The sequence below is a fragment of the Acidomonas methanolica genome, from assembly GCF_004346035.1.
In the GTDB taxonomy this organism is placed as follows: domain Bacteria; phylum Pseudomonadota; class Alphaproteobacteria; order Acetobacterales; family Acetobacteraceae; genus Acidomonas; species Acidomonas methanolica.
Genome location: NZ_SLZN01000001.1, coordinates 113,115 through 131,407, shown reverse-complemented (window position 1 = coordinate 131,407; position 18,293 = coordinate 113,115). Strand labels below are relative to the sequence as shown.

General features: G+C 67.2%; 20 protein-coding genes. 17 read left to right on the top strand and 3 right to left on the bottom strand.

Annotation, left to right across the window (positions count from 1 at the left end; all coding sequences use genetic code 11):
* The first annotated feature begins 3 nt into the window (after nt 1–3).
* Nucleotides 4–852 carry a tRNA glutamyl-Q(34) synthetase GluQRS gene (gluQRS, locus tag EDC31_RS00660; RefSeq protein WP_042058270.1) on the top strand — a complete coding sequence of 283 codons (849 nt, stop codon included), beginning with the start codon at nt 4–6 and terminating at the stop codon, nt 850–852.
* On the opposite strand, the gene EDC31_RS17585 is transcribed toward gluQRS, so the two are convergent.
* Both EDC31_RS17585 and argH read right to left on the bottom strand, forming a co-directional pair.
* Nucleotides 837–983, bottom strand: a complete 147-nt coding sequence (locus tag EDC31_RS17585; RefSeq protein WP_158310322.1) for a hypothetical protein — start codon at nt 981–983, stop codon at nt 837–839. The two genes, gluQRS and EDC31_RS17585, sit on opposite strands and share 16 nt — an antisense overlap.
* Complete coding sequence (argH, locus tag EDC31_RS00655) at nt 980–2,416, bottom strand: argininosuccinate lyase (protein WP_042058268.1); 1,437 nt, start codon at nt 2,414–2,416, stop codon at nt 980–982. Before argH ends, EDC31_RS17585 begins: the two co-directional genes overlap by 4 nt.
* Here argH and EDC31_RS00650 point away from each other — a divergent pair.
* The 10 genes from EDC31_RS00650 to EDC31_RS00605 all read left to right on the top strand — a co-directional run bounded on the left by EDC31_RS00650 (nt 2,415) and on the right by EDC31_RS00605 (nt 11,460).
* Nucleotides 2,415–3,023: a TlpA disulfide reductase family protein gene (locus EDC31_RS00650; protein ID WP_052511862.1), complete on the top strand. Its 609-nt coding sequence runs from the start codon at nt 2,415–2,417 to the stop codon at nt 3,021–3,023. The genes argH and EDC31_RS00650 overlap by 2 nt on opposite strands.
* A gap of 2 nt (nt 3,024–3,025) precedes the next feature.
* Nucleotides 3,026–3,805 (top strand): N-formylglutamate amidohydrolase, encoded by a 780-nt coding sequence (locus EDC31_RS00645; protein ID WP_042058266.1) that lies wholly within the window; start codon nt 3,026–3,028, stop codon nt 3,803–3,805.
* A complete protein-coding gene (gene aroE / locus EDC31_RS00640) occupies nt 3,802–4,650 on the top strand; it encodes a shikimate dehydrogenase (protein ID WP_042058264.1) in 849 nt (282 codons plus the stop codon). The genes EDC31_RS00645 and aroE overlap by 4 nt, the downstream gene beginning before the upstream one ends.
* A gap of 18 nt (nt 4,651–4,668) precedes the next feature.
* Nucleotides 4,669–5,262, top strand: a complete 594-nt coding sequence (coaE, locus tag EDC31_RS00635; RefSeq protein ID WP_042058262.1) for a dephospho-CoA kinase — start codon at nt 4,669–4,671, stop codon at nt 5,260–5,262.
* On the top strand, nt 5,259–5,939 hold the full coding sequence (dnaQ, locus tag EDC31_RS00630; protein ID WP_042058260.1) for a DNA polymerase III subunit epsilon: 681 nt from the start codon (nt 5,259–5,261) through the stop codon (nt 5,937–5,939). The genes coaE and dnaQ overlap by 4 nt, the downstream gene beginning before the upstream one ends.
* 7 nt (nt 5,940–5,946) lie before the next feature.
* Entirely contained in the window at nt 5,947–6,858 is a 912-nt protein-coding gene (locus tag EDC31_RS00625) for a glycosyltransferase family 9 protein (protein WP_042058257.1), read from the top strand.
* Nucleotides 6,859–6,864: 6 nt separating this feature from the next.
* Nucleotides 6,865–7,914, top strand: a complete 1,050-nt coding sequence (locus EDC31_RS00620) for a glycosyltransferase (protein ID WP_042058254.1) — start codon at nt 6,865–6,867, stop codon at nt 7,912–7,914.
* Nucleotides 7,915–9,663 (top strand): asparagine synthase (glutamine-hydrolyzing), encoded by a 1,749-nt coding sequence (gene asnB / locus EDC31_RS00615; protein ID WP_042058252.1) that lies wholly within the window; start codon nt 7,915–7,917, stop codon nt 9,661–9,663.
* 39 nt (nt 9,664–9,702) lie between these two features.
* The gene (locus EDC31_RS00610; protein WP_042058250.1) at nt 9,703–11,022 is read left to right on the top strand and encodes a dihydroorotase; all 1,320 of its coding nucleotides are present in this window, start codon (nt 9,703–9,705) and stop codon (nt 11,020–11,022) included.
* Between the two features lie 72 nt (nt 11,023–11,094).
* A complete protein-coding gene (locus tag EDC31_RS00605; RefSeq protein WP_042058246.1) occupies nt 11,095–11,460 on the top strand; it encodes a hypothetical protein in 366 nt (121 codons plus the stop codon).
* 83 nt (nt 11,461–11,543) lie between these two features.
* Here EDC31_RS00605 and EDC31_RS00600 read toward each other — a convergent pair whose 3' ends face one another.
* A complete protein-coding gene (locus EDC31_RS00600) occupies nt 11,544–11,843 on the bottom strand; it encodes a hypothetical protein (protein ID WP_042058245.1) in 300 nt (99 codons plus the stop codon).
* Between the two features lie 199 nt (nt 11,844–12,042).
* Here EDC31_RS00600 and EDC31_RS00595 point away from each other — a divergent pair, with 199 nt between their 5' ends.
* The 6 genes from EDC31_RS00595 to EDC31_RS00570 are packed head-to-tail and all read left to right on the top strand — an operon-like array spanning nt 12,043 to nt 18,288.
* Nucleotides 12,043–12,774, top strand: coding sequence for a hypothetical protein (locus EDC31_RS00595; RefSeq protein ID WP_042058243.1), 732 nt, complete (start codon nt 12,043–12,045; stop codon nt 12,772–12,774).
* Nucleotides 12,771–14,177 carry a PQQ-like beta-propeller repeat protein gene (locus EDC31_RS00590; RefSeq protein ID WP_408735058.1) on the top strand — a complete coding sequence of 469 codons (1,407 nt, stop codon included), beginning with the start codon at nt 12,771–12,773 and terminating at the stop codon, nt 14,175–14,177. The genes EDC31_RS00595 and EDC31_RS00590 overlap by 4 nt, the downstream gene beginning before the upstream one ends.
* The gene (gene der, locus EDC31_RS00585) at nt 14,170–15,558 is read left to right on the top strand and encodes a ribosome biogenesis GTPase Der (RefSeq protein WP_042058241.1); all 1,389 of its coding nucleotides are present in this window, start codon (nt 14,170–14,172) and stop codon (nt 15,556–15,558) included. Before EDC31_RS00590 ends, der begins: the two co-directional genes overlap by 8 nt.
* Nucleotides 15,555–16,169 carry a cysteine hydrolase gene (locus EDC31_RS00580; protein ID WP_042058239.1) on the top strand — a complete coding sequence of 205 codons (615 nt, stop codon included), beginning with the start codon at nt 15,555–15,557 and terminating at the stop codon, nt 16,167–16,169. Before der ends, EDC31_RS00580 begins: the two co-directional genes overlap by 4 nt.
* A gap of 11 nt (nt 16,170–16,180) precedes the next feature.
* Nucleotides 16,181–16,933: a dienelactone hydrolase family protein gene (locus EDC31_RS00575; RefSeq protein ID WP_042058238.1), complete on the top strand. Its 753-nt coding sequence runs from the start codon at nt 16,181–16,183 to the stop codon at nt 16,931–16,933.
* Between the two features lie 50 nt (nt 16,934–16,983).
* The gene (locus EDC31_RS00570) at nt 16,984–18,288 is read left to right on the top strand and encodes an MFS transporter (protein ID WP_081797547.1); all 1,305 of its coding nucleotides are present in this window, start codon (nt 16,984–16,986) and stop codon (nt 18,286–18,288) included.
* Nucleotides 18,289–18,293 lie beyond the last annotated feature (5 nt).

The following is an 18,293-nucleotide window of genomic DNA, read 5'->3' as shown; positions in this document are numbered from 1 at the left end:
GGAATGATGACAGATCCGCGCACCCGTTTCGCGCCGAGTCCGACCGGCTATCTCCATCTCGGGCATGTGGTCTCCGCCCTTCACGCGCGGGACATGGCCGGGCGAGACGGCTTTCTTTTGCGGATCGAGGATATCGATTCCCGACGCTGCCTGCCGCGCTATGACGCGGCGCTGATCGAGGATCTCGACTGGCTCGGACTGCGTCCGGAGGCGCCGCCCCGTCGGCAATCGGAGCATCTTCCGGCCTATCGCGCCGTTCTCGCCGGGCTGCGCGAGCGCGGACTCGTCTATCCCTGCACCTGCACGCGGCAGGAGATCGCCGCCGCGTCACCTGGCATCGCGCCCGATGGCGGGCTTCTTTACCCCGGCACCTGCCGGAATCGTTCGTTGCGGACGAGGGACACGCCGGCCTGGCGGCTGGACATGGCGCGCGCTCTGGACGTCATCGGCGGCGAGCCGGGCTGGACGGAAATCCGGCCGGACGGTTCGACACACCGGGTCGAACGTCGCGCGGCGGATTTCGGCGATGTGGTGCTGGGGCGGAAAGAGAGCGGCGTGTCCTATCACCTCTGTGTGGCACATGACGATGCGATCCAGAACATCGATATCGTCACGCGTGGCCGCGATCTGTTCGACGTCACCGCCGTCCATCGCGTTCTTCAGGCGCTTCTGGGGTATCGTGCGCCACTTTATGCCCATCACCCGCTCCTCATCGGAGTGGACGGCAAAAAACTCTCCAAAAGCGAAGGGGCTGCGTCCGTGCGCGACGCCCGTGCGCGGGGAGAGAGTGCGGCATCGGTGCTGGACCGCGCCCGGGCGGCTCTGGAGGCCGCGTCCTATTCCGAGGGATAGACGCGCGGATAGGTGATGGCGCTGGCCGGGCCGGGCGCATGGGGTGCACCCTTCTTGCCGCATCCGGCCAGGGAGAGACCCGCCAGAGTCAGGCAGAGAGTCAGGCTGAACGCCGCGCGCCACCGCATCACGCGATTCCCTCCAGCGCATGCAGCCAGAGCGTCGCCGCCCGGCGGACTGCCTCGGGCGCGGTGCCCCCTTCGCTCGTGCGGGAGGCCAGCGACGCCTCGACGGTCAGCACGTCGAACACGCTGGCGTCGATTCCCGGCTCGACGGACCGCATCTCCTCCAGCGTGAGTTCGCCGAGATCGCAGCCTTTCGCCTCTGCCATGCCCACCAGCCGTCCCGTCACATGATGCGCCGTGCGGAAGGGCAGGCGCAGCACGCGCACCAGCCAGTCGGCGAGGTCGGTTGCCGTGGCGAAACCGGCTCCCGCCATCTCCCGCATCCGCGCGGCGTGCGGCGTCAGGTCGCGCACCATGCCGTCCATCGCCGCGAGGGAGAGGGTGGCGGCCTCCGTGGCGTCGAAGACCGGCTCCTTGTCCTCCTGCGTGTCCTTCGCATAGGCCAGAGGCAGTCCCTTCATGACCATCAGCAATCCGATGAAATCGCCGCCGATGCGCCCGATCTTGGCCCGCACGAGTTCGGCGGCGTCCGGATTGCGCTTCTGCGGCATGATGGAGGAGCCGGTGGTGAAGGCGTCGGAAAGCCGGATGAAATTATAGGGCGAGGAACACCAGATGACGATTTCCTCGGACAGCCGCGAAAGATGCATCCCGAGCAGCGAGAGCGCCGAGAGATATTCCAGTGCGAAATCGCGGTCGGAGACCGCGTCGAGCGAATTGGCCGTCGGACGGTCGAAGCCGAGCTGCGCCGCGGTGAAGCGCCGGTCGATCGGGAAGGACGTACCCGCCAGCGCCGCCGAGCCGAGCGGGCATTCGTTCAGCCGCGCCCGCGCATCCGCGAGCCGCCCGCGATCACGGGCCAGCATCTCGACATAGGCGAGAAGGTGATGGCCGAACGTGACGGGCTGGGCGACCTGGAGATGGGTGAAGCCCGGCATGGGCAGGGCGTGGAACTCCAGCGCCCGCGTGGCGAGCGACGTCATCAGGGTTGCGATCTGCCCGTCCAGCCCGTCGATCGCGTCGCGTACCCAGAGGCGGAAATCCGTCGCCACCTGATCGTTGCGCGAGCGGGCGGTGTGCAGCCGCTTGCCCGCCTCGCCGATGCGTTCGGACAGCCGCGCTTCGATATTCATATGGATGTCTTCGAGAGCCGTCGAAAAGGCAAAGCTGCCCGCCTCGATCTCATCGGCGATCGTCAGCAGCCCCTCGCGGATTTGGGCCTCTTCCTCCGTCGTCAGCAGGCCGACCTTCGCCAGCATCGCCGCATGGGCGAGAGACCCTCGAATATCCTGCCGCCACAGGCGCTTGTCGAAACCGATGGAGGCGTTGATCTCCCCCATGACCGCCGCCGGGCCGGTGGCGAAGCGACCGCCCCATTGCGGATTGGCGAGGCGGGAATTAGTCTCGTTCACGTCTGGTTCCACGGAGATGCCTTGCATGACAAGTGCGCTGCTGAAACGTCGCCGGTTCCTCGCGGGCGCGACGGGTGCGAGCCTAGCGGCCGGGGCGGCACTACGCAATTCCGCGCTTGCGGAGCCGGGACCGGCGACCGGGAGCGACGGACATCCCCTGACCGCGCTCGGGGCGCTCGGCAAACCCTCCGACCATCATCCCCTCTTCGATTTCACCATGACAGACGGGAACGGCGCGGCGATTCCGCTTTCCCGTTTCCGGGGCAGGAAGGTGATCCTGCATTGCTGGGCGATTTGGTGCGGTCCCTGCCTGCGCGAACTGCCGGAACTCGATGCGTTTTATGCGCGGCACAAGGACGTTGTGACGATCCTCCCGGTTGCGCTGGCGAGCGGCACGCCCGCAAGCGTCGCCGCCTTTTACAAGGCGCACGGCATTGCGGCGCTGCCCGTTCTGACGGCGGAGGCGGGCGCGGTGCAGAAAGCCTATGGCGATGTGGAGATGGGCCTGCCCGACACGCTCCTGCTGGATGCGTCGGGGCGGCTCATAGGGGAGGCGAACGGCGCGATCGCCTGGAACGCGGCGGACGCATCCTCGACGCTGGCGGCGCTGGCGGCGCTGGCGCGGGGAACGTGACCATGGCGCTGCTGTCGGAGGACGATCCGCCGCCTTACATCGTCCATGCGGCGGTCCGTCCGTCGCCCTTTCTGCTGGTCGCCGACCATGCGGGACGGCAGAGTCCGAAGCGTCTGGGCGATCTGGGCGTCTCGCCCGAGGATTGGGAACGGCATATCGCATGGGATATCGGCATCCAGGGCGTCGGGCGCGCGCTGCATGAGCGGCTGGGCGCCACGCTGATCGAGCAGGTCTATTCCCGGCTGGTGATCGACTGTAATCGCTCGCCCGGCCATCCGACCTCGCTGACCCCCGTTTCGGACGGGACGGCCGTGCCCGCGAACCAGACGGCGAGCGTGCTGTGCAGGGCGTCGCGGGAGATGGAAATCCTGCATCCCTATCACGACAGGATCGCGGCGGAGCTGGCGCGGCGCAAGACGGACGGGCAGCCGACGGCGTTGATCGCGCTGCACAGCTTCACCCCGCGCATGGGCGGTGCGGACCGGCCGTGGCATGTCGGCGTGCTGCATCACCGTGACACCGTTTCGGCCCGGATCATGCTCGATCTGCTGCGCGCGGACGGCGATCTCTGCGTCGGCGACAACGAGCCCTATGTCCTGACCACGACCTCGGACTACACTGTTCCGCGCCATGCCGAGGCGGCGGGGCTACCGTATCTGGAACTCGAAATCCGGCAGGATCTGATCGCCGGCCGGGGAGGGCAGGACGCATGGGCGGTCCGTCTGGCCCGGCTGTTGCCGCTTTATTGGAAACGGCTGGAAGAGGAGACGCAACCGGCATGACGATCAGCGGCACGACCCGTCTCGCCGGGGTGATCGGCTGGCCCGTGACCCATTCGCGCTCGCCTCTCCTGCATAATCACTGGTGCGCCCGCCATGGGGTGAACGGGGCGTATGTGCCGCTTCCCGTCAGGCCGGGCGCGCTCGCGACCGCCCTGGCCGGGCTGGCGGCGGCCGGATTCGAAGGCGTCAACGTCACCATTCCGCACAAGGAGGATGCATTCGGGCTGGTCACGCGCCGCACGCATGTCGCCCAGCGCGCCGGAGCGGTGAACACGATCCGGTTCGAGCCCGATGGCTCGATGACGGGCGACTGCACGGATGGTACCGGCTTCATCGCGGATCTGCGCGCCCGTGGGATCGAAACGGTGCGGCGCGCCCTGGTGCTGGGGGCGGGCGGCGCGGCGCGCGCCATCGCGGCGGCTCTACTGGATGCGGGGGGCGAGGTCCTGATCGCCAACAGGACGGCCACTCGCGCCGAGGTGCTGACGCGCGCCTTGTGCGGCGGGGAGGCCGTCCGCTGGGACGCGTGGCCGGCGCGGCTGGAGGGCTGCGACCTGCTGGTGAACGCGACGTCGCTCGGGCTGAACGGCGCCGAGGGGCCGGACGAGGCCGGATATTGGGCGGAATGTCTGGAGCGCGCGCCGTCGGCGCTGGCCGTCGCCGATATCGTCTATAACCCGTTGCGCACGCCGCTGCTCGCGGCGGCTGAAACACGCGGCCTGACGACGGTCGACGGGCTGGGCATGCTGATCCAGCAGGCGCGGGCGGGATTCGCCTCCTGGTTCGGCGTCTGGCCCGAGGCGGATGCGGAAACCCGCGCGCTTCTGCTCGCGACGCCAGACTGAAGGGTCCGGGCTGAAAACGTGCGTATTCTTGGTCTCACGGGGGGCATGGGGGCGGGCAAGACCTATGTCGCAACCCTGTTCCGGGCGACGGGCTGGCCGGTCTTCGACGCCGATGCCTGCGTTCATCGCCTCCAGTCGCGCGGCGGCGCGGCGATCGCGCCGATCGCGCGGCTCTGGCCCGGCGTGGTCGTGGACGGGGCCGTGAATCGCGCGAAACTGCGCGCGGCGGTGATCCACGACCCGGAGGCGATGCGGACGCTGGAAGGAGTCATTCACCCGCTGGTGCGACAGGAGCGCGAGCACTTCGTGCGGCATGCTCGGGCGCGGGGGCATCGCTGGTGCGTGTTCGAGATTCCCCTCCTCTTCGAGACGGGGGCCGAGAGGGAATGCGACCGCGTGCTCGTCGTCACGGCACCAGAAAGCTTGCGCATCCGGCGCGTCATGCGTCGCCGTTCCGTCGATCTCGGTCAGGCGCGGGCCCTGCTCGCCCGGCAGATGGCGGAGAACGAACGCCGCCGCCGCGCCGATTTCGTTCTTCACACGGGCCTGTCCCGTGCCGAGACCTTCCGTCAGTTCATCCGCATCAAGACCGCGCTGGAGTCGTTGCCATGAAACGTTCGATCCTCTTCGACACCGAGACGACAGGCCTCGATCCCGCCTCGGGCGATCGCGTCATAGAGATCGCGGCCCTCGAACTGGTGGACGATCTGCCCACCGGGAATCATTATCACACGCTGGTCGACCCGGAGCGCGACGTGCCCGCGGAGGCAACGCGCGTGCATGGCTTCACGCGGGAGGATCTGCACGGCCAGCCGAAATTCGCCGAGGTCGCGCAAGGCTTCCTCGATTTCGTTCAGGGCGATCCGCTGATCGCGCATAATGCGCGCTTTGATTTCGGCTTTCTCAACGCCGAGCTGGCGGCATGCGGGTTGCCGCCCCTCGAATCGTCCCGCATGGTGGACACGCTCGAAATCGCCAAGAAGCGCTTTCCCGGCCTGCCCAACAGCCTCGACGCCTTGTGCCGCCGCTTCGAGATCGACCTATCGGCACGCACCACCCATAACGCCCTGCTGGACTGCAAGCTGCTGGCGGAGGTCTATGTGGAGTTGATGGGAGGGCGTCAGCGCGGTCTCGGTCTGATGCATCAGAGCGGCGGACGCGGCGGGGTGGCGACATATGTGCGCGATCCGAACCGCTCGCCGCGTCGCATGGCGCCTCCTTCCGCCGAAGAGGACGCCGCCCATGCGGCCTTCGTCGGCACGTTGAAGGAGCCGATCTGGCTCCGTTGAACGCCCTATGAACATTCTCTTCATCACGGCCAACCGCCTCGGCGACGCCGTGATTTCCACGGGGTTGCTGAACGCCCTCATCACCCGGTATCCGACGGCGCGCGTGACGGTCGTCTGCGGGCCGGTGGCGGCGAGCCTCTTCGAACCCTGCCCGCACGTGGAGCGCGTCATTCCGCTGGTCAAACAGCGGCATGACCGGCACTGGCTGGCGCTCTGGCGGGCCTGCATCGGCACGCGCTGGGATCTGGCGGTCGATTTGCGCGGATCGGGGGTGAGCCTGTTCCTCCGCGCGAAGCGGCGGCGCATCCTGCGCGGCGGTCGGCGGCCGGGAAGGCGTCTGGGACATATCGCCGGTTTGTTTGGCATCGCGCCATGGCCTCTGCCCGTCACCTGGTCCACGGTGGAGCAGCGACGCCGCGCCGTGGAACTGTTGCCCGCAGGATCGCGCTATCTCGCGCTCGCGCCGACCGCGAACTGGGACGGGAAAATCTGGCCGCCCGAGAGCTTCGCCGCGCTGGCGCAGGATCTGACGCGCGAGGGCTTCGTGCCCGTGCTGTTCTACGGCCCGGGAGAGGACGAACGTCGCCGGGCGGCGCAAGTCATCGCGTTGCTCCCGCTGGCGCATGATCTCGGGGGTGGGCGTCCAGTAGGCGAAGTCGCCGCGTTGCTCGGGCGATGCGCCTTGTTCGTCGGCAATGATTCGGGGCTGATGCATCTCGCGGCGGCGAGCGGCATCCCGACGCTCGGGCTGTTCGGCCCGTCGAAACCTTCGGAATATGCTCCGTCCGGGAGATGCGCGGCGTTCGTTCAGGCGCCCGGCGCGGAAGGTGAGGGGGCGATGGTGGATATTTCCGTCGCCGAGGTGCGCGATGCGGCGCTTGCCCTGCTTGCTTGCCAAGTCTCCGCGGGCGGCGGATAGAGGCGCATGGCCTTTCTTTCCGACAGCGGCACCCCGTTGCGCGTCGCTCACGTCATGGCGGGTGCGCCGACCGGAGGGGCGGAACTGTTCTTCGAGCGTCTGACCCGCGCGCAGCACGCGGGCGGGGTGGATGTCGCGGCCTTCATCCGCCGCGATGCGGGGCGGGTGGAGCGGTTGCGTGACGGAGGCGTGCCGGTGCGGACGTTCCGCTTCGGCGGCGCGCTGGATTGGAGGACGCGCCCGCGCCTCGCCCGCGCGTTGCGCGGCTTCGCACCGAACGTCGTCGTGGCCTGGATGAGCCGTGCGGCGCGGCATCTGCCCGAAGGGAACTGGACGGCCGTCGGGCGTCTGGGCGGGTATTACGATCTGTCGAATTATCGCGGCTGTCGTCATCTGGTCGGCAATACGCGCGGGCTTGTCGCCTGGATGATCGCGCAGGGCTGGTCCGCCGAGCAGGTGCATTACGTTCCGAATTTCGCCTCCGATTATGCGGATGTTTCCGCCTGCCGCCCTCCCTTTCTCCACGCGCGACGGCCCTTCGTGCTGGCACTCGGGCGGCTGCATCGCAACAAGGCGTTCGACACGGCGATCCATGCCGTCCGGACCCTGCCCGATCTGGATCTGGTGATCGCGGGGGACGGGCCGGAACGCGAGTCTCTTGCGGCACTGGCGCGCCGCCTCGGTGTCGCGGAACGGGTGCATTTCCCCGGCTGGGTGCAGAATGCCGCGCCGTGGCTCAAGGCGTGCGACGCGCTGATTTGCCCGTCGCGCATCGAGCCGCTGGGGAACGTGGTCATCGAGGCATTCTCAGCGGGACGTCCCGTCGTCGCCGCCGATCTGCAAGGCCCGCGCGAACTGATCGCGGGCACGGAGGACGGTCTCCTGTTTCCTGTCGAAGATCATGACGCGCTGGCTGCGGAACTGAGCCGGATTCTCGACGATCCGGCTTTGGCGGCGCGGCTGGGATCGAACGGCCGGGCGCGTTTCGAGCGCGAATTCGCTGCGCCGACCGTTCTGGCGCGCTGGGAGCATTTCCTGCGTGTGGAGGCGGTCTGAATGTGCGGCATCGCCGGCATCGCCTGCCGTCCCGGGCATCGGCCCGATCCGGAACGCCTGCGCCTGATGTCGTTGGCGCTGCGCCATCGGGGGCCGGACGGGGCAGGGGAATTCGACGGCGATCATGTCGCGTTGCGGCATCGGCGGCTGTCCATCATCGACATCGCGGGCGGCGCGCAGCCGCTTGCCCTCGGGCCGGTCGTGCTCGTCGCCAATGGCGAGATCTATAACGATCCCGCCCTGCGCGCCCGTTTCCCGGAATTGGTGTTCCGGACCGGCAGCGATTGCGAGACCCCGCTCGCCCTCTGGCCGCGCGAGGGGCTCCAATATGCCGATTCCCTGAGGGGCATGTATGCGATCGCGCTGACCGACCGGAACGATGAGGCGGGAACCGTGCTGCTGAGCCGCGATCCGTTCGGCATCAAGCCGCTTTATATCGCGGAGGATGATACCGGACTCGCCTTCGCCTCCGAGCCTCGAGCCTTGCTCGCGGGAGGGTATGGAACGCGGGCGGTCCGCCCGGCGGCGCGCGATGCGCTGCTGGCCCTGCAATTCACGCCCGGGAATGACACGATTTATCCCGGAATTCGCCGTCTGGCCCCGGGCGGGACGCTGCGGATCGAGAGGGGAGAAATCGTCGCCAGTTATCGGCGCGATGCGCTTCCGGCGCCGTCCGGGACCGTCCATGACGAGGTCCATGATGAGACAGAGGCGCTGGCCCTGCTCGACCGGGCGTTGCTGGACAGTGTCGCCGCGCATGAACGCGCCGACGTGCCGTTCGGGCTGTTCCTGTCGGGCGGTATCGACAGCAGCGTGATTCTCGCCGCCATGCGGAAGCTGGGTGCGCAGAATCCGCTGGCCTGGACGGCGCGTTTCGATGCGGGCGAGGCGGACGAATCGGCGGAGGCCGCGCGTCTGGCCCGTCTGGCGGGCGCGGAGCATCGCGTCCTGACGGTCCGGAGGGAAGAGGTGTTCCGCCATCTTCCGGAGATCGTCGCGGCGCTGGATGATCCCGTCGCGGATTACGCCGTCATCCCCACATGGTTTCTCGCCCGCGCGGCGCGGGGGAGCGTGAAGGTGATCCTCAGCGGCGAGGGCGGGGACGAACTTTTCGGCGGTTACGGACGGTATCGTCGCGTGACGAAGCCCTGGTGGCGCGGGGGGCGTGCGCCCTGGCGGAGCGGCGCGCTCGACGGGTGCGGAATGGCGATCGGCGGCGAGTGGCGCGCGGCCATGCGGCTTCCGCATTCCGGTGTAACGGCGTTGAGCCGGGCGCAGGCGCTCGACGTGGCGGAATGGCTGCCGAACGATCTCCTTCTCAAGCTGGATCGCTGCCTGATGGTTCATGCGATCGAGGGGCGGACCCCGTTTCTCGATCCCGCCGTCGCAGCCGTCGCGGCGGCCCTGCCGGACGCGCTCAAGCTGCGCAACGGTCAAGGCAAATATCTCCTGCGCCGCTGGCTCGACACCGAGATGCCCGAGGCGAGGGCGTTTGCGCCGAAGCAGGGGTTCACGGTGCCGGTCGGGACATGGCTGGGCGAAGAGGCGGCGCGGCTCGCACCGCTCGTGGCGGCGAGCGCGGGCATCGCGCCTGTTGCGGGCCGCAGGCAGGTGGAGCGGGTTTTCGCCAGAGCCGGGCATCGTGGCGGGCGCGCGGCATGGCATCTGCTTTTCTATGCGCTCTGGCATAAAATCCATATCGAGGGCGTTGCCTCGCACGGCGATCTCTTCGATACGCTGGCCGCCTGACGGAGCGGCGGCCGTTCGGTTACGGGAAGGGAACACGCCATGCAGTACGATCTCATCATCCGCCATGGACTCTGCCTGTTCCCCTGGGGGGCGGAAGAGACGGATATCGGCGTGCGGAACGGGCGTATCGCGACGCTGGACGCCAGGATGACGGATACGGCCGAGCGAGAGATCGATGCCCGGCATCTGCATGTGCTGCCGGGCATGATCGACGCCCATGTCCATTTCCGCGATCCGGGAGATGCGTCGATCGAGTCCATGGCCAGCGGCACGCGCGGCGCGGCGCTGGGCGGGATCACGACGATTTTCGACATGCCCAACACCACGCCGTCGATCACCTCCGCCGAAGCGATCGCCGACAAGGCGGCGCGCGTCGGGGCGAGTTGTCTGGTGGATATCGGTCTCTATGTCGGCGCGACCCGCGCGAATACGCCCGATCTGGCCGCGCTGGAACGTCTCCCCGGCGTGTGCGCCGTCAAGCTCTTCGCGGGCTCGTCCACCGGCGATCTCATGATCGAGGACGATGACGGCATCGAGGCGGTGATGAGGAGCGGCCATCGCCGCATCGCCTTTCATTCGGAGGACGAATATCGCCTTCAGGCGCGACGCAAGCTGTTCAAGACCGGGCAACCCTATGCGACCCACATGCTCTGGCGGGACGAGGAATGCGCCTTTCTCGGCACGCGCCGGATCGTGGCGCTCGCGCGCAGGACCAATCGCCCCGCGCATATCCTGCATGTCTCGACGGCGGAGGAACTCGATTATCTCGCGGACCATCGGGAGATCGCGTCCTGCGAGGTTCTGGTGAACCATCTCACGCAGGTGGCGCCAGACTGCTACGAGGCGTTGGGCGGCCTGGCCGTGATGAACCCGCCGATTCGCGACCGCCGGCATTATGACGCCAGTTGGGCGGCGATTCGCGACGGGCGGGTGGATGTCGTGTCCTCCGATCATGCGCCGCACGCGCTGGGGGCCAAGACCCGTCCCTGGCCGGACTGTCCCGCCGGGCTGACGGGCGTGCAGACCCTGCTGCCGGTCATGCTCGACCATGTGGCGCAGGGACGGCTGTCGCTGGGCCGTCTCGTCGATCTCATGGCCGCGGGTCCGGCGCGGATCTACGGGCTGCAAACGAAGGGGCGGCTGGCCGTCGGATTCGATGCGGATTTCACGCTCGTCGATCTCCGGGAACGCCGCACCATCCGCAATGAATGGATTGCAAGTCCCGTCGGCTGGACGCCGTTCGACGGACTCGACGTCACGGGCTGGCCGGTGGCGACCATCGTCCGGGGGCATGTCGTGATGCAGGATGACGAGATCACGTCGCCGCCGATCGGCCGGTTGGCCCGATTTGCGCCTTGACCCTCGCATATGGGTGGAATTTCCTTTCAGTCCGGCGATGACGACATGCCGATGAAACAAGTACGAGGCAAAATGATCCCGCGTGCCCGCCTTTCAATCCTCTCGCTTCTCTTCGCCTGCGCGCCGTCCGTGGCGTTTGCGGACCCGCTCGCCAATTGCGGGGCGGAGCCGGAAGCGCCGCCGGTCTCCACGAAGGATGTCGAGCATTACAACGCCAGCGTCGATCGCTTTCAGAGTTATGAAAAGGACGCGCGGGCCTATAATGCCTGCATCAGCGCCGCCGCCAGGAAAGAGGAAAGCGCAATCAGCGACGAGGCCGGGGCGCGGATCGCCAAAATCCATGCGCAGAGCGTTGCCGTCCAGCAGCGCATCGCGGACAACTTCCGGAAGATCGGCGCGGCTCTCGCGGCTGGGGCGAAGAAGCTCGAACATCACTGAGAACAACATTACTGGGAACTCGCGGTGGCAGTCCCGCTCCCACACGGTGTCGGAACGTCCGGGCCAGCCATTCGGACGCGCCGTCATTCGTTCATGCGCGTGCGGTTCTGCAACGGCGTGAGGGTGGTCGGGCCTTCCGCTGTCTGGCGCGCTACGTTGGGCATGAGATCCGGCCGCGCCCAGCAATCCGTACCTTCGAACCCGGTGGTGCAATAGGGCTGGGGAGGGGGTGGTCCCTTGGGCGCCGCGCAGAAATCTTCGTCGTCATAGAGATAGGCGGTGTTGCATTCCTTGCCGGTGAGAGCGGAGGCGATACGGTCCGGCGCACAGCCGCTCAGGCAGACGGCGAGACACAGGGCGAAGAGAAAAACAGGACGGGTCATCGGCGTCTCCGGAGCGTGCCGCGCTAGTTTGGAGGCGAAGGGTAAACGGCGCGTTAATCGCCGCGCGGAAACCTCCGGCTTCGGCGTCGCCCCGCGTTTTCGCCCGAGACGCCGGTTTGCGACCTTCGTCCGGCCCCTGTATGGTCAGCCCCCATGGACGCGCGCGGCATCGGGCCTGCCTCGCAAGACAAACAAGAGGATGACAGTGGCGGAGGATTTCATCAGCGAGGCGCGTGCCGAATATCGCGCGCAGCAGACACGGGCGCTGTTGCGGCGCTCCGCGCCATGGGCGGCGGGTGTTGCCGTCGTCGTGCTGGGTGCGGCGGGAGTCTGGCAATGGCGGGCTTATGAAAATCGCCAGGAGCGGCTGGCGGCGTCCGCACAGTATTTCGAAGCGGTTCAGGCGATCGAGGATGCCGGTGCGGCGGCGGGTTCCTCTGGCCTGACCGACGCCCAGCGGGCGGCGGAGAAGAGCCTCGCCCATCTCGTCAGCACCGCGCCCGCCGATATCCGGGATTTCGCGGCCATTCGTCTTGCCACGTTGCGTCTGGCCGATCATGACCGCCCGGGCGCGATGGCTGCGTGGAAGAGCGTCGTCGATGACACGAAGGCGAGCCCCGATCTCAGATCGCTGGCACGTTATCTTTCCTTGAACGCCTCGATGGCGGATGGCGATCCCGCCGCCCTGCGACGCGGCTTCGAGCAGCTCGCCTCCAGCGCCGGACCCTGGCGCGCTCTGGCGCAGGAAGGGCTGGTGGCGCTCGATCTGAGACCGGGGGCGGCGGCGGCGCAGCAGGAGGAGGCGCACCACCTTCTGCTGCGAATTTCCGAAGCGCCCGATGCGCCGGACGGCGTGCGGCAGCGGGCGGGCGCGCTTCTGCAGACATTCGGGCCTGTTCCTGCCGCGCCAGAGGCTCGAAAGGCCGGATGATGCGCCAGATCACGGAGGAACAGACGCAGACGATGCGACGCAGACGGTTTCTCGCCACCACCCTTGCCGCCGGCACGATGCTGGGGGGATGCAGTGTCTTCAAAGATGAGGAAAAGCCCCGGATCGCGGGCAAGCGCATCGACATCCTTTCCACGGGCGCGGGGCTGACGGTCGATCCCGACGATCACACGCCGATCACGCTGCCGGCGCCTCAGGCGATCACGGTCTGGCCGCAGGCCGGGCGTGTGCCCTCGCATATCGCCGTCGACACGCCCTGGAACGGTCCGTCCCTGCTCTGGCGTCGCTCCATCGGCGCCGGCGTGTCGGAGCCGAGTTTCCTCTCCTTCGCGGCGCTGGGATCGAACGGGCGGGGCGCGATCCAGTCGCCGCCGGTCATTGCCGACGGGCGTATCTTCACCCGCGACGCGCAGGGTGTGGTGCGGGCCTGGAGCTGGCCCGCCATGGGAGAACTCTGGCATTTCACGCCCAAGCCGAAGGATTCGCGTTCCACCGATATCGGCGGCGGCATGGCGGTCGAGAACGGCGTGCTCTACATCGTTGACGGCGTGGCGCAGACGCTTGCGGTGGACGCGGCTACGGGCGCGGTGAAATGGCGCGTCAATATCGGCACGCCCGGGCGCTCGGCACCGACGATCGCCGAGGGGAAGGTGTTCTTCGGCACGATCGACGAACGATTCTTCGCGCTGGATGCGGCGACCGGCAAGCAGGCCTGGAGTTATCAGGCGACGGTCGTCGACACGGTGATTTTCGGCCAGGCGGCCCCGGCCGTCGTGGACGGGGTGGTGCTGGCGGGGTTCGGCAGCGGCGACCTCGTCGCCCTGCGCGCGGCCTCGGGCGAAGTGGTGTGGAGCGACAGCCTCGGGGGTTCGAACGGTCGCGGCGCCATGCTCGATCTGGCCTGCGTGCGCGGCGCGCCGGTGATCTGCGACGGGACGGCCTATGCCGTCAGCATGTCCGCCGTGCTGGTCGCCATCGACATGCGTTCCGGTCGTCGCCTGTGGGAGCGCGAGGTCAGCAGTCTCAACGGGCCGGTGATTTGCGGCGACTGGCTCTATGTCATTTCCGACAATGAGGAACTGGCCTGTCTGGACCGCCTGTCGGGCCATGTGCGCTGGATCAAGCCGCTGCGGCGCTTCCGGCGCATCCGCAAGCAGAAGGACGCGGTGACGTGGTTCGGGCCGGTGCTGGCGGGCGGCAAGCTCGTCTGCGTCTCGACACTCACCGAAACGGGGATGCAGGTGGTCGATGCGGTGCACGGGCAGCCCAAGGGCAAAAAGGACGTGGTGATCAAGACCCAGGCGCCGACGATGGTGACGCCCATCATCTGCGACGGGAAGGTTCTGGTGCTTTCCACCGACGGCAAGTTGAGCGCCTATGGCTGAGTTGGATGTCATGCCGGAGGCATTGCCCGTCGTCGTGATCGCCGGCAGGCCGAATGTCGGCAAATCGACCCTGTTCAACCGGCTCGTCGGACGGCGGCAGGCCATCGTCTCCGATCAGCCGGGGGTGACGCGCGACCGCAAGGAGGGCGAGGCGCTTCTGCGCGGGCGGCTGGTCCGGCTGATCGACACGGCCGGGCTCGAGGAGGCCGCGCCGGACACGCTGTTCGGACGGATGCGCGCCTCCTCTGAACATGCCGTCGCCGCCGCCGATCTGGTGCTGTTCTGCATAGACGCCCGGGCGGGGGTAACGCCGGCGGACAAGCATTTCGCGGCGTGGCTGCGCCGGCAGAACAAGCCCGTCCTGCTGGTCGCCAACAAGGCGGAGGGTGCGGCGGCGACGGCCGAGGCGCTGGAAGCCTATGCGCTGGGTCTCGGCACGCCGCTGGCGCTTTCGGCGGAACATGGCGAGGGCGTCGCCCATCTCATGAGCGAGATCGCGGACCGGCTGCCGGATACGGCTCCTGCCCCGCGGCATGACGCGGAAGAGGACGAGCGCCCCGCCGGGCCGTTGCGGATTGCGATCATCGGTCGTCCCAATGCCGGGAAATCCACGCTGCTCAATCGTCTTCTGGGCGAGGAGCGGATGATCACCGGGCCCGAGCCGGGCCTCACGCGTGACGCCGTCGCGGTGACGTTCGACGACGGGCATGGTCCGATCCAGGTGGTGGACACGGCCGGGATGCGCAAGCGCGCGCGGGTCGAGGAATCTCTGGAGCGGATGTCCGTCTCCGCCTCGATCGAGGCGCTGAAGATGGCGGAGGTGGTCGTCCTGGCGCTGGACGCCACGCTGGGCGTGCATGAGCAGGATCTTCAGATCGCCCGGCTGATCGAGCGCGAGGGGCGGGCCTGCGTGCTGGCGTTGAACAAATGGGACGCGGTCGAGGACCGGGCGGCGACGCGCAGGGCGATCTCCGACCGCATCGAGACCTCGCTGGCGCAGATGCGCGGCATCGAGGTCGTCACCTTCTCCGCGCTGACGGGCGCCGGGGTGGACAAGCTGCTTCCCGCCATCCGCCGTGTTTACGGGATCTGGAACAGTCGCGTCACGACAGGCGAACTCAATCGCTGGTTCGAGGAGGCGCTGGAGCGTCACCCGCCGCCGCTCGTTGAGGGCAAGCGCCTCAAGCTGCGCTATATGACGCAGGTCAAGGCGCGGCCTCCGACATTTCTCCTCTTCGGCACGAGGGCCGAGCAGGTGCCGGAATCGTACAAGCGCTATCTCGTCAACGGGTTGCGGGAAACCTTTCATCTGCCGGGCATTCCCATTCGTCTTCAGCTTCGCGGAACCCGCAATCCATTCACCGAAGGAGAGTCCCGATGACGACCCGCATCACTCCGGAAGAAACCGCTCTTGTCCTGATCGAATATCAGAACGATTTCATCAGCCCCGGCGGCGCCCTGCATGACGGGGTGAAGGGGGAGATCGACCGCACGCAGATGCTTGCGCATACGCGGGACGTTGTGGCGAAGGCACGACAATCGGGAATGAAGATCGTCTGGTCGCCGATTCTTTTCGCGGCGGGACATCCCGAACTCGGCGATGCGCCCTATGGCGTGCTCGGCGTGGTGAAAGGCGCGAATGCGTTCCTTCAGGGCGCATGGGGCGGTGATCAGGCCGAGGGTTTTACGCCCCTGCCGGGCGATCTGGTGGTGTCCGGAAAGCGCGGGCTTTGCGCCTTCGCCAGTACCAATCTGGAATTTCTCCTCCGGCACAGCGGGATACGGCGCGTCGCGCTGGGCGGGTTTCTTACCGATTGTTGTGTGGAATCGACGATGCGGACGGCCTATGAGCACGGTTATGATGTCGTAACCCTGACGGATTGTGTCGCCACACTTTCCCGGACTCAGCATGACGCGGCGATAAGCTACACGTTTCCGATGTTCTCGCGGCCCATGACGCATCAGGAATTTATTCTGGAATCAGTCTCTTAAAGGAAAACTTGATGCTGATTCGCACGGATGAGACGGCGGATGTCGGAACGCCGACGGGCAAGATGCGGGTGTATCTTTCCCGTCCGACACGGGAGGGGCGATTTCCGGCCATTCTGCTGTTTTCTGAGATTTACCAGGTGACGCAGCCGATCCGCCGCCTGGCGGCGATGATCGCCGGGCAGGGCTATCTGGTCGTGATTCCTGAAGTCTATCACGAATATGAGCCGCCGGGCTGCGTGTTGTCTTATGACAATGCGGGTACGGACCGGGGCAATGACCTGAAATATCTCAAGCCGATCGCTTCGTTCGACAGTGACAATGTGGCGCTGATCGACTGGCTGGAGAAACATCCCGCCTGTAGCGGCGCGTTCGGCGCCTTCGGGGTGTGTCTCGGCGGGCATCTCTCCTATCGCGCGGCGCTTCATCCTCGTGTCCAGGCGGCGGCGTGTTTCTATGCGACCGACCTGCACGGCGCGACGCTCGGGGCGGGGCAGGCGGATGATTCTCTCGCGCGGGCCGATGAGATCAAGGGCGATCTCATGATGGTCTGGGGACAGTCGGACCCGCATGTGCCTTATGCCGGACGGCGGGTGATCCGCGACCGGCTCGAAGAGGCAGGCGTGAAGCTGGAGTGGCATGAGGTTGATGGGCAGCACGCGTTCCTGCGTGATGGCGCGCCGCGCTTCGACGCGGCACTTTTTCTTCAGGCGATGAGTTGGACCAACACGCTGTTTCAGCGCAATTTCCTGCCTCGACCCGCCTAGGCGTGTCGGAAACGATCTACGGGCTGCATGGCGCACACAGAACGCGCGCCATGGCGGCGGTCGCGCTTTCCGTTCTTCTCTCGGTTCTCGACTACGCCATCGCCAATGTCGCCCTGCCGACGATAGCGCGCGACATCCACACCTCGGCCTCGGACTCCATCTGGGTCATCAACGCCTATCAGTTGGCGTCCCTGTCGATGCTGTTGCCGCTCGCCTCGATCGGCGCGCGCATCGGGTTCGCGCGCGTCTGCCGGATCGGCATCGCGTTGTTCCTCGTGGCGTCGGCATGTTGCGCAGTTTCCCATACGCTGCTGGAACTCGCTCTCGCGCGCGCGTTGCAAGGGATTGGCGGCGCTTGCATCATGGGCGTGAATGTCGCGCTTCTGCGCTTTATCTATCCGTCGGAATCGCTCGGCAAGGGAATCGCCCTGAACGGGCTGGTCGTGGGATTCGGTGTCGCTCTGGGGCCGACGGTGGGCTCCATTGTGCTGTCCTTCGCGACCTGGCCCTGGATTTTCTGGATCAATATTCCCCTAGCCCTTGCGGCGTTGCTGCTGGCGACGGCGGCGCTGCCTGTCACGCCGCGCGGCGCGACGCCGGTCGATATCCGCGGCATCGTGCTGACGGCGACGGCGTTCTGCACGAGCGTGATCGGGGCGGATGACCTGGTGCATGGCGGGAGCGGCGCGGCGCTGCTCTTCCTGCTGCTCGGCGTGGCGAGCTGGGTCGGGTTGCTGGCGCATCAGCGGGGGCGGGAAAATCCGATCCTGCCATTGGATCTGCTGCGGCTGCCTGAATTTCTGGTTGCGTTCGGTGTGGGCGTTTCCGCTTTCGTCGCATCGAATTTCTTCATCATCGCAATGCCTTTCACCCTGGAGGAGACGTTCCATCGCCCTGAGACGATCACCGGCTTTCTCATCACTCCGTGGGCGGCCTGTGTGGGGATCGCTTCCTATGCGGTGGGGAAATTTGCCGACCGCGTTCCGGCGGCGATTCTGTCAAGCGTGGGGATGCTGGTGACGGCGAGCGGGTTTCTGGCGCTCTGGCTTCTGCCGACGGACGCCTCGAATTTCGATATCGTGTGGCGCACGGGCCTTGCCGGCACGGGGTTCGGGATCTTTCAGCCGCCGAATAATCGCGCGATGATGCTGGCCGCGCCGAAGGGACGGGAAGGCGGGGCAAGCGGGCTCGTCTCGGTCGCGCGGCTGGGCGGGCAGACGGCGGGCGCGCTGATGGTGGCGGGGGTGTTCGCCCATGCGGCTCATCCGTCGTCGCTTTGCCTCGCCCTGGCGGCGGTGGTCGCGCTCGGCGGTGCGGCCTTGAGCGCGTCGCGGCGTCTCGTCGGGCGCGTCTGAGGTGG

Excerpts from the sequence above, each read along its gene's own strand:
- gluQRS (WP_042058270.1), top strand. The coding sequence starts at position 4 with ATGATGACAGATCCGCGCACCCGTTTCGCGCCGAGTCCGACCGGCTAT.
- EDC31_RS00650 (WP_052511862.1), top strand. The coding sequence starts at position 2,415 with ATGACAAGTGCGCTGCTGAAACGTCGCCGGTTCCTCGCGGGCGCGACG.
- argH (WP_042058268.1), bottom strand. The coding sequence starts at position 2,416 with ATGCAAGGCATCTCCGTGGAACCAGACGTGAACGAGACTAATTCCCGC.
- EDC31_RS00645 (WP_042058266.1), top strand. The coding sequence starts at position 3,026 with ATGGCGCTGCTGTCGGAGGACGATCCGCCGCCTTACATCGTCCATGCG.
- aroE (WP_042058264.1), top strand. The coding sequence starts at position 3,802 with ATGACGATCAGCGGCACGACCCGTCTCGCCGGGGTGATCGGCTGGCCC.
- dnaQ (WP_042058260.1), top strand. The coding sequence starts at position 5,259 with ATGAAACGTTCGATCCTCTTCGACACCGAGACGACAGGCCTCGATCCC.
- EDC31_RS00625 (WP_042058257.1), top strand. The coding sequence starts at position 5,947 with ATGAACATTCTCTTCATCACGGCCAACCGCCTCGGCGACGCCGTGATT.
- EDC31_RS00620 (WP_042058254.1), top strand. The coding sequence starts at position 6,865 with ATGGCCTTTCTTTCCGACAGCGGCACCCCGTTGCGCGTCGCTCACGTC.
- asnB (WP_042058252.1), top strand. The coding sequence starts at position 7,915 with ATGTGCGGCATCGCCGGCATCGCCTGCCGTCCCGGGCATCGGCCCGAT.
- EDC31_RS00610 (WP_042058250.1), top strand. The coding sequence starts at position 9,703 with ATGCAGTACGATCTCATCATCCGCCATGGACTCTGCCTGTTCCCCTGG.
- EDC31_RS00605 (WP_042058246.1), top strand. The coding sequence starts at position 11,095 with ATGATCCCGCGTGCCCGCCTTTCAATCCTCTCGCTTCTCTTCGCCTGC.
- EDC31_RS00600 (WP_042058245.1), bottom strand. The coding sequence starts at position 11,843 with ATGACCCGTCCTGTTTTTCTCTTCGCCCTGTGTCTCGCCGTCTGCCTG.
- EDC31_RS00595 (WP_042058243.1), top strand. The coding sequence starts at position 12,043 with ATGACAGTGGCGGAGGATTTCATCAGCGAGGCGCGTGCCGAATATCGC.
- EDC31_RS00590 (WP_408735058.1), top strand. The coding sequence starts at position 12,771 with ATGATGCGCCAGATCACGGAGGAACAGACGCAGACGATGCGACGCAGA.
- der (WP_042058241.1), top strand. The coding sequence starts at position 14,170 with ATGGCTGAGTTGGATGTCATGCCGGAGGCATTGCCCGTCGTCGTGATC.
- EDC31_RS00580 (WP_042058239.1), top strand. The coding sequence starts at position 15,555 with ATGACGACCCGCATCACTCCGGAAGAAACCGCTCTTGTCCTGATCGAA.
- EDC31_RS00575 (WP_042058238.1), top strand. The coding sequence starts at position 16,181 with ATGCTGATTCGCACGGATGAGACGGCGGATGTCGGAACGCCGACGGGC.
- EDC31_RS00570 (WP_081797547.1), top strand. The coding sequence starts at position 16,984 with ATGGCGGCGGTCGCGCTTTCCGTTCTTCTCTCGGTTCTCGACTACGCC.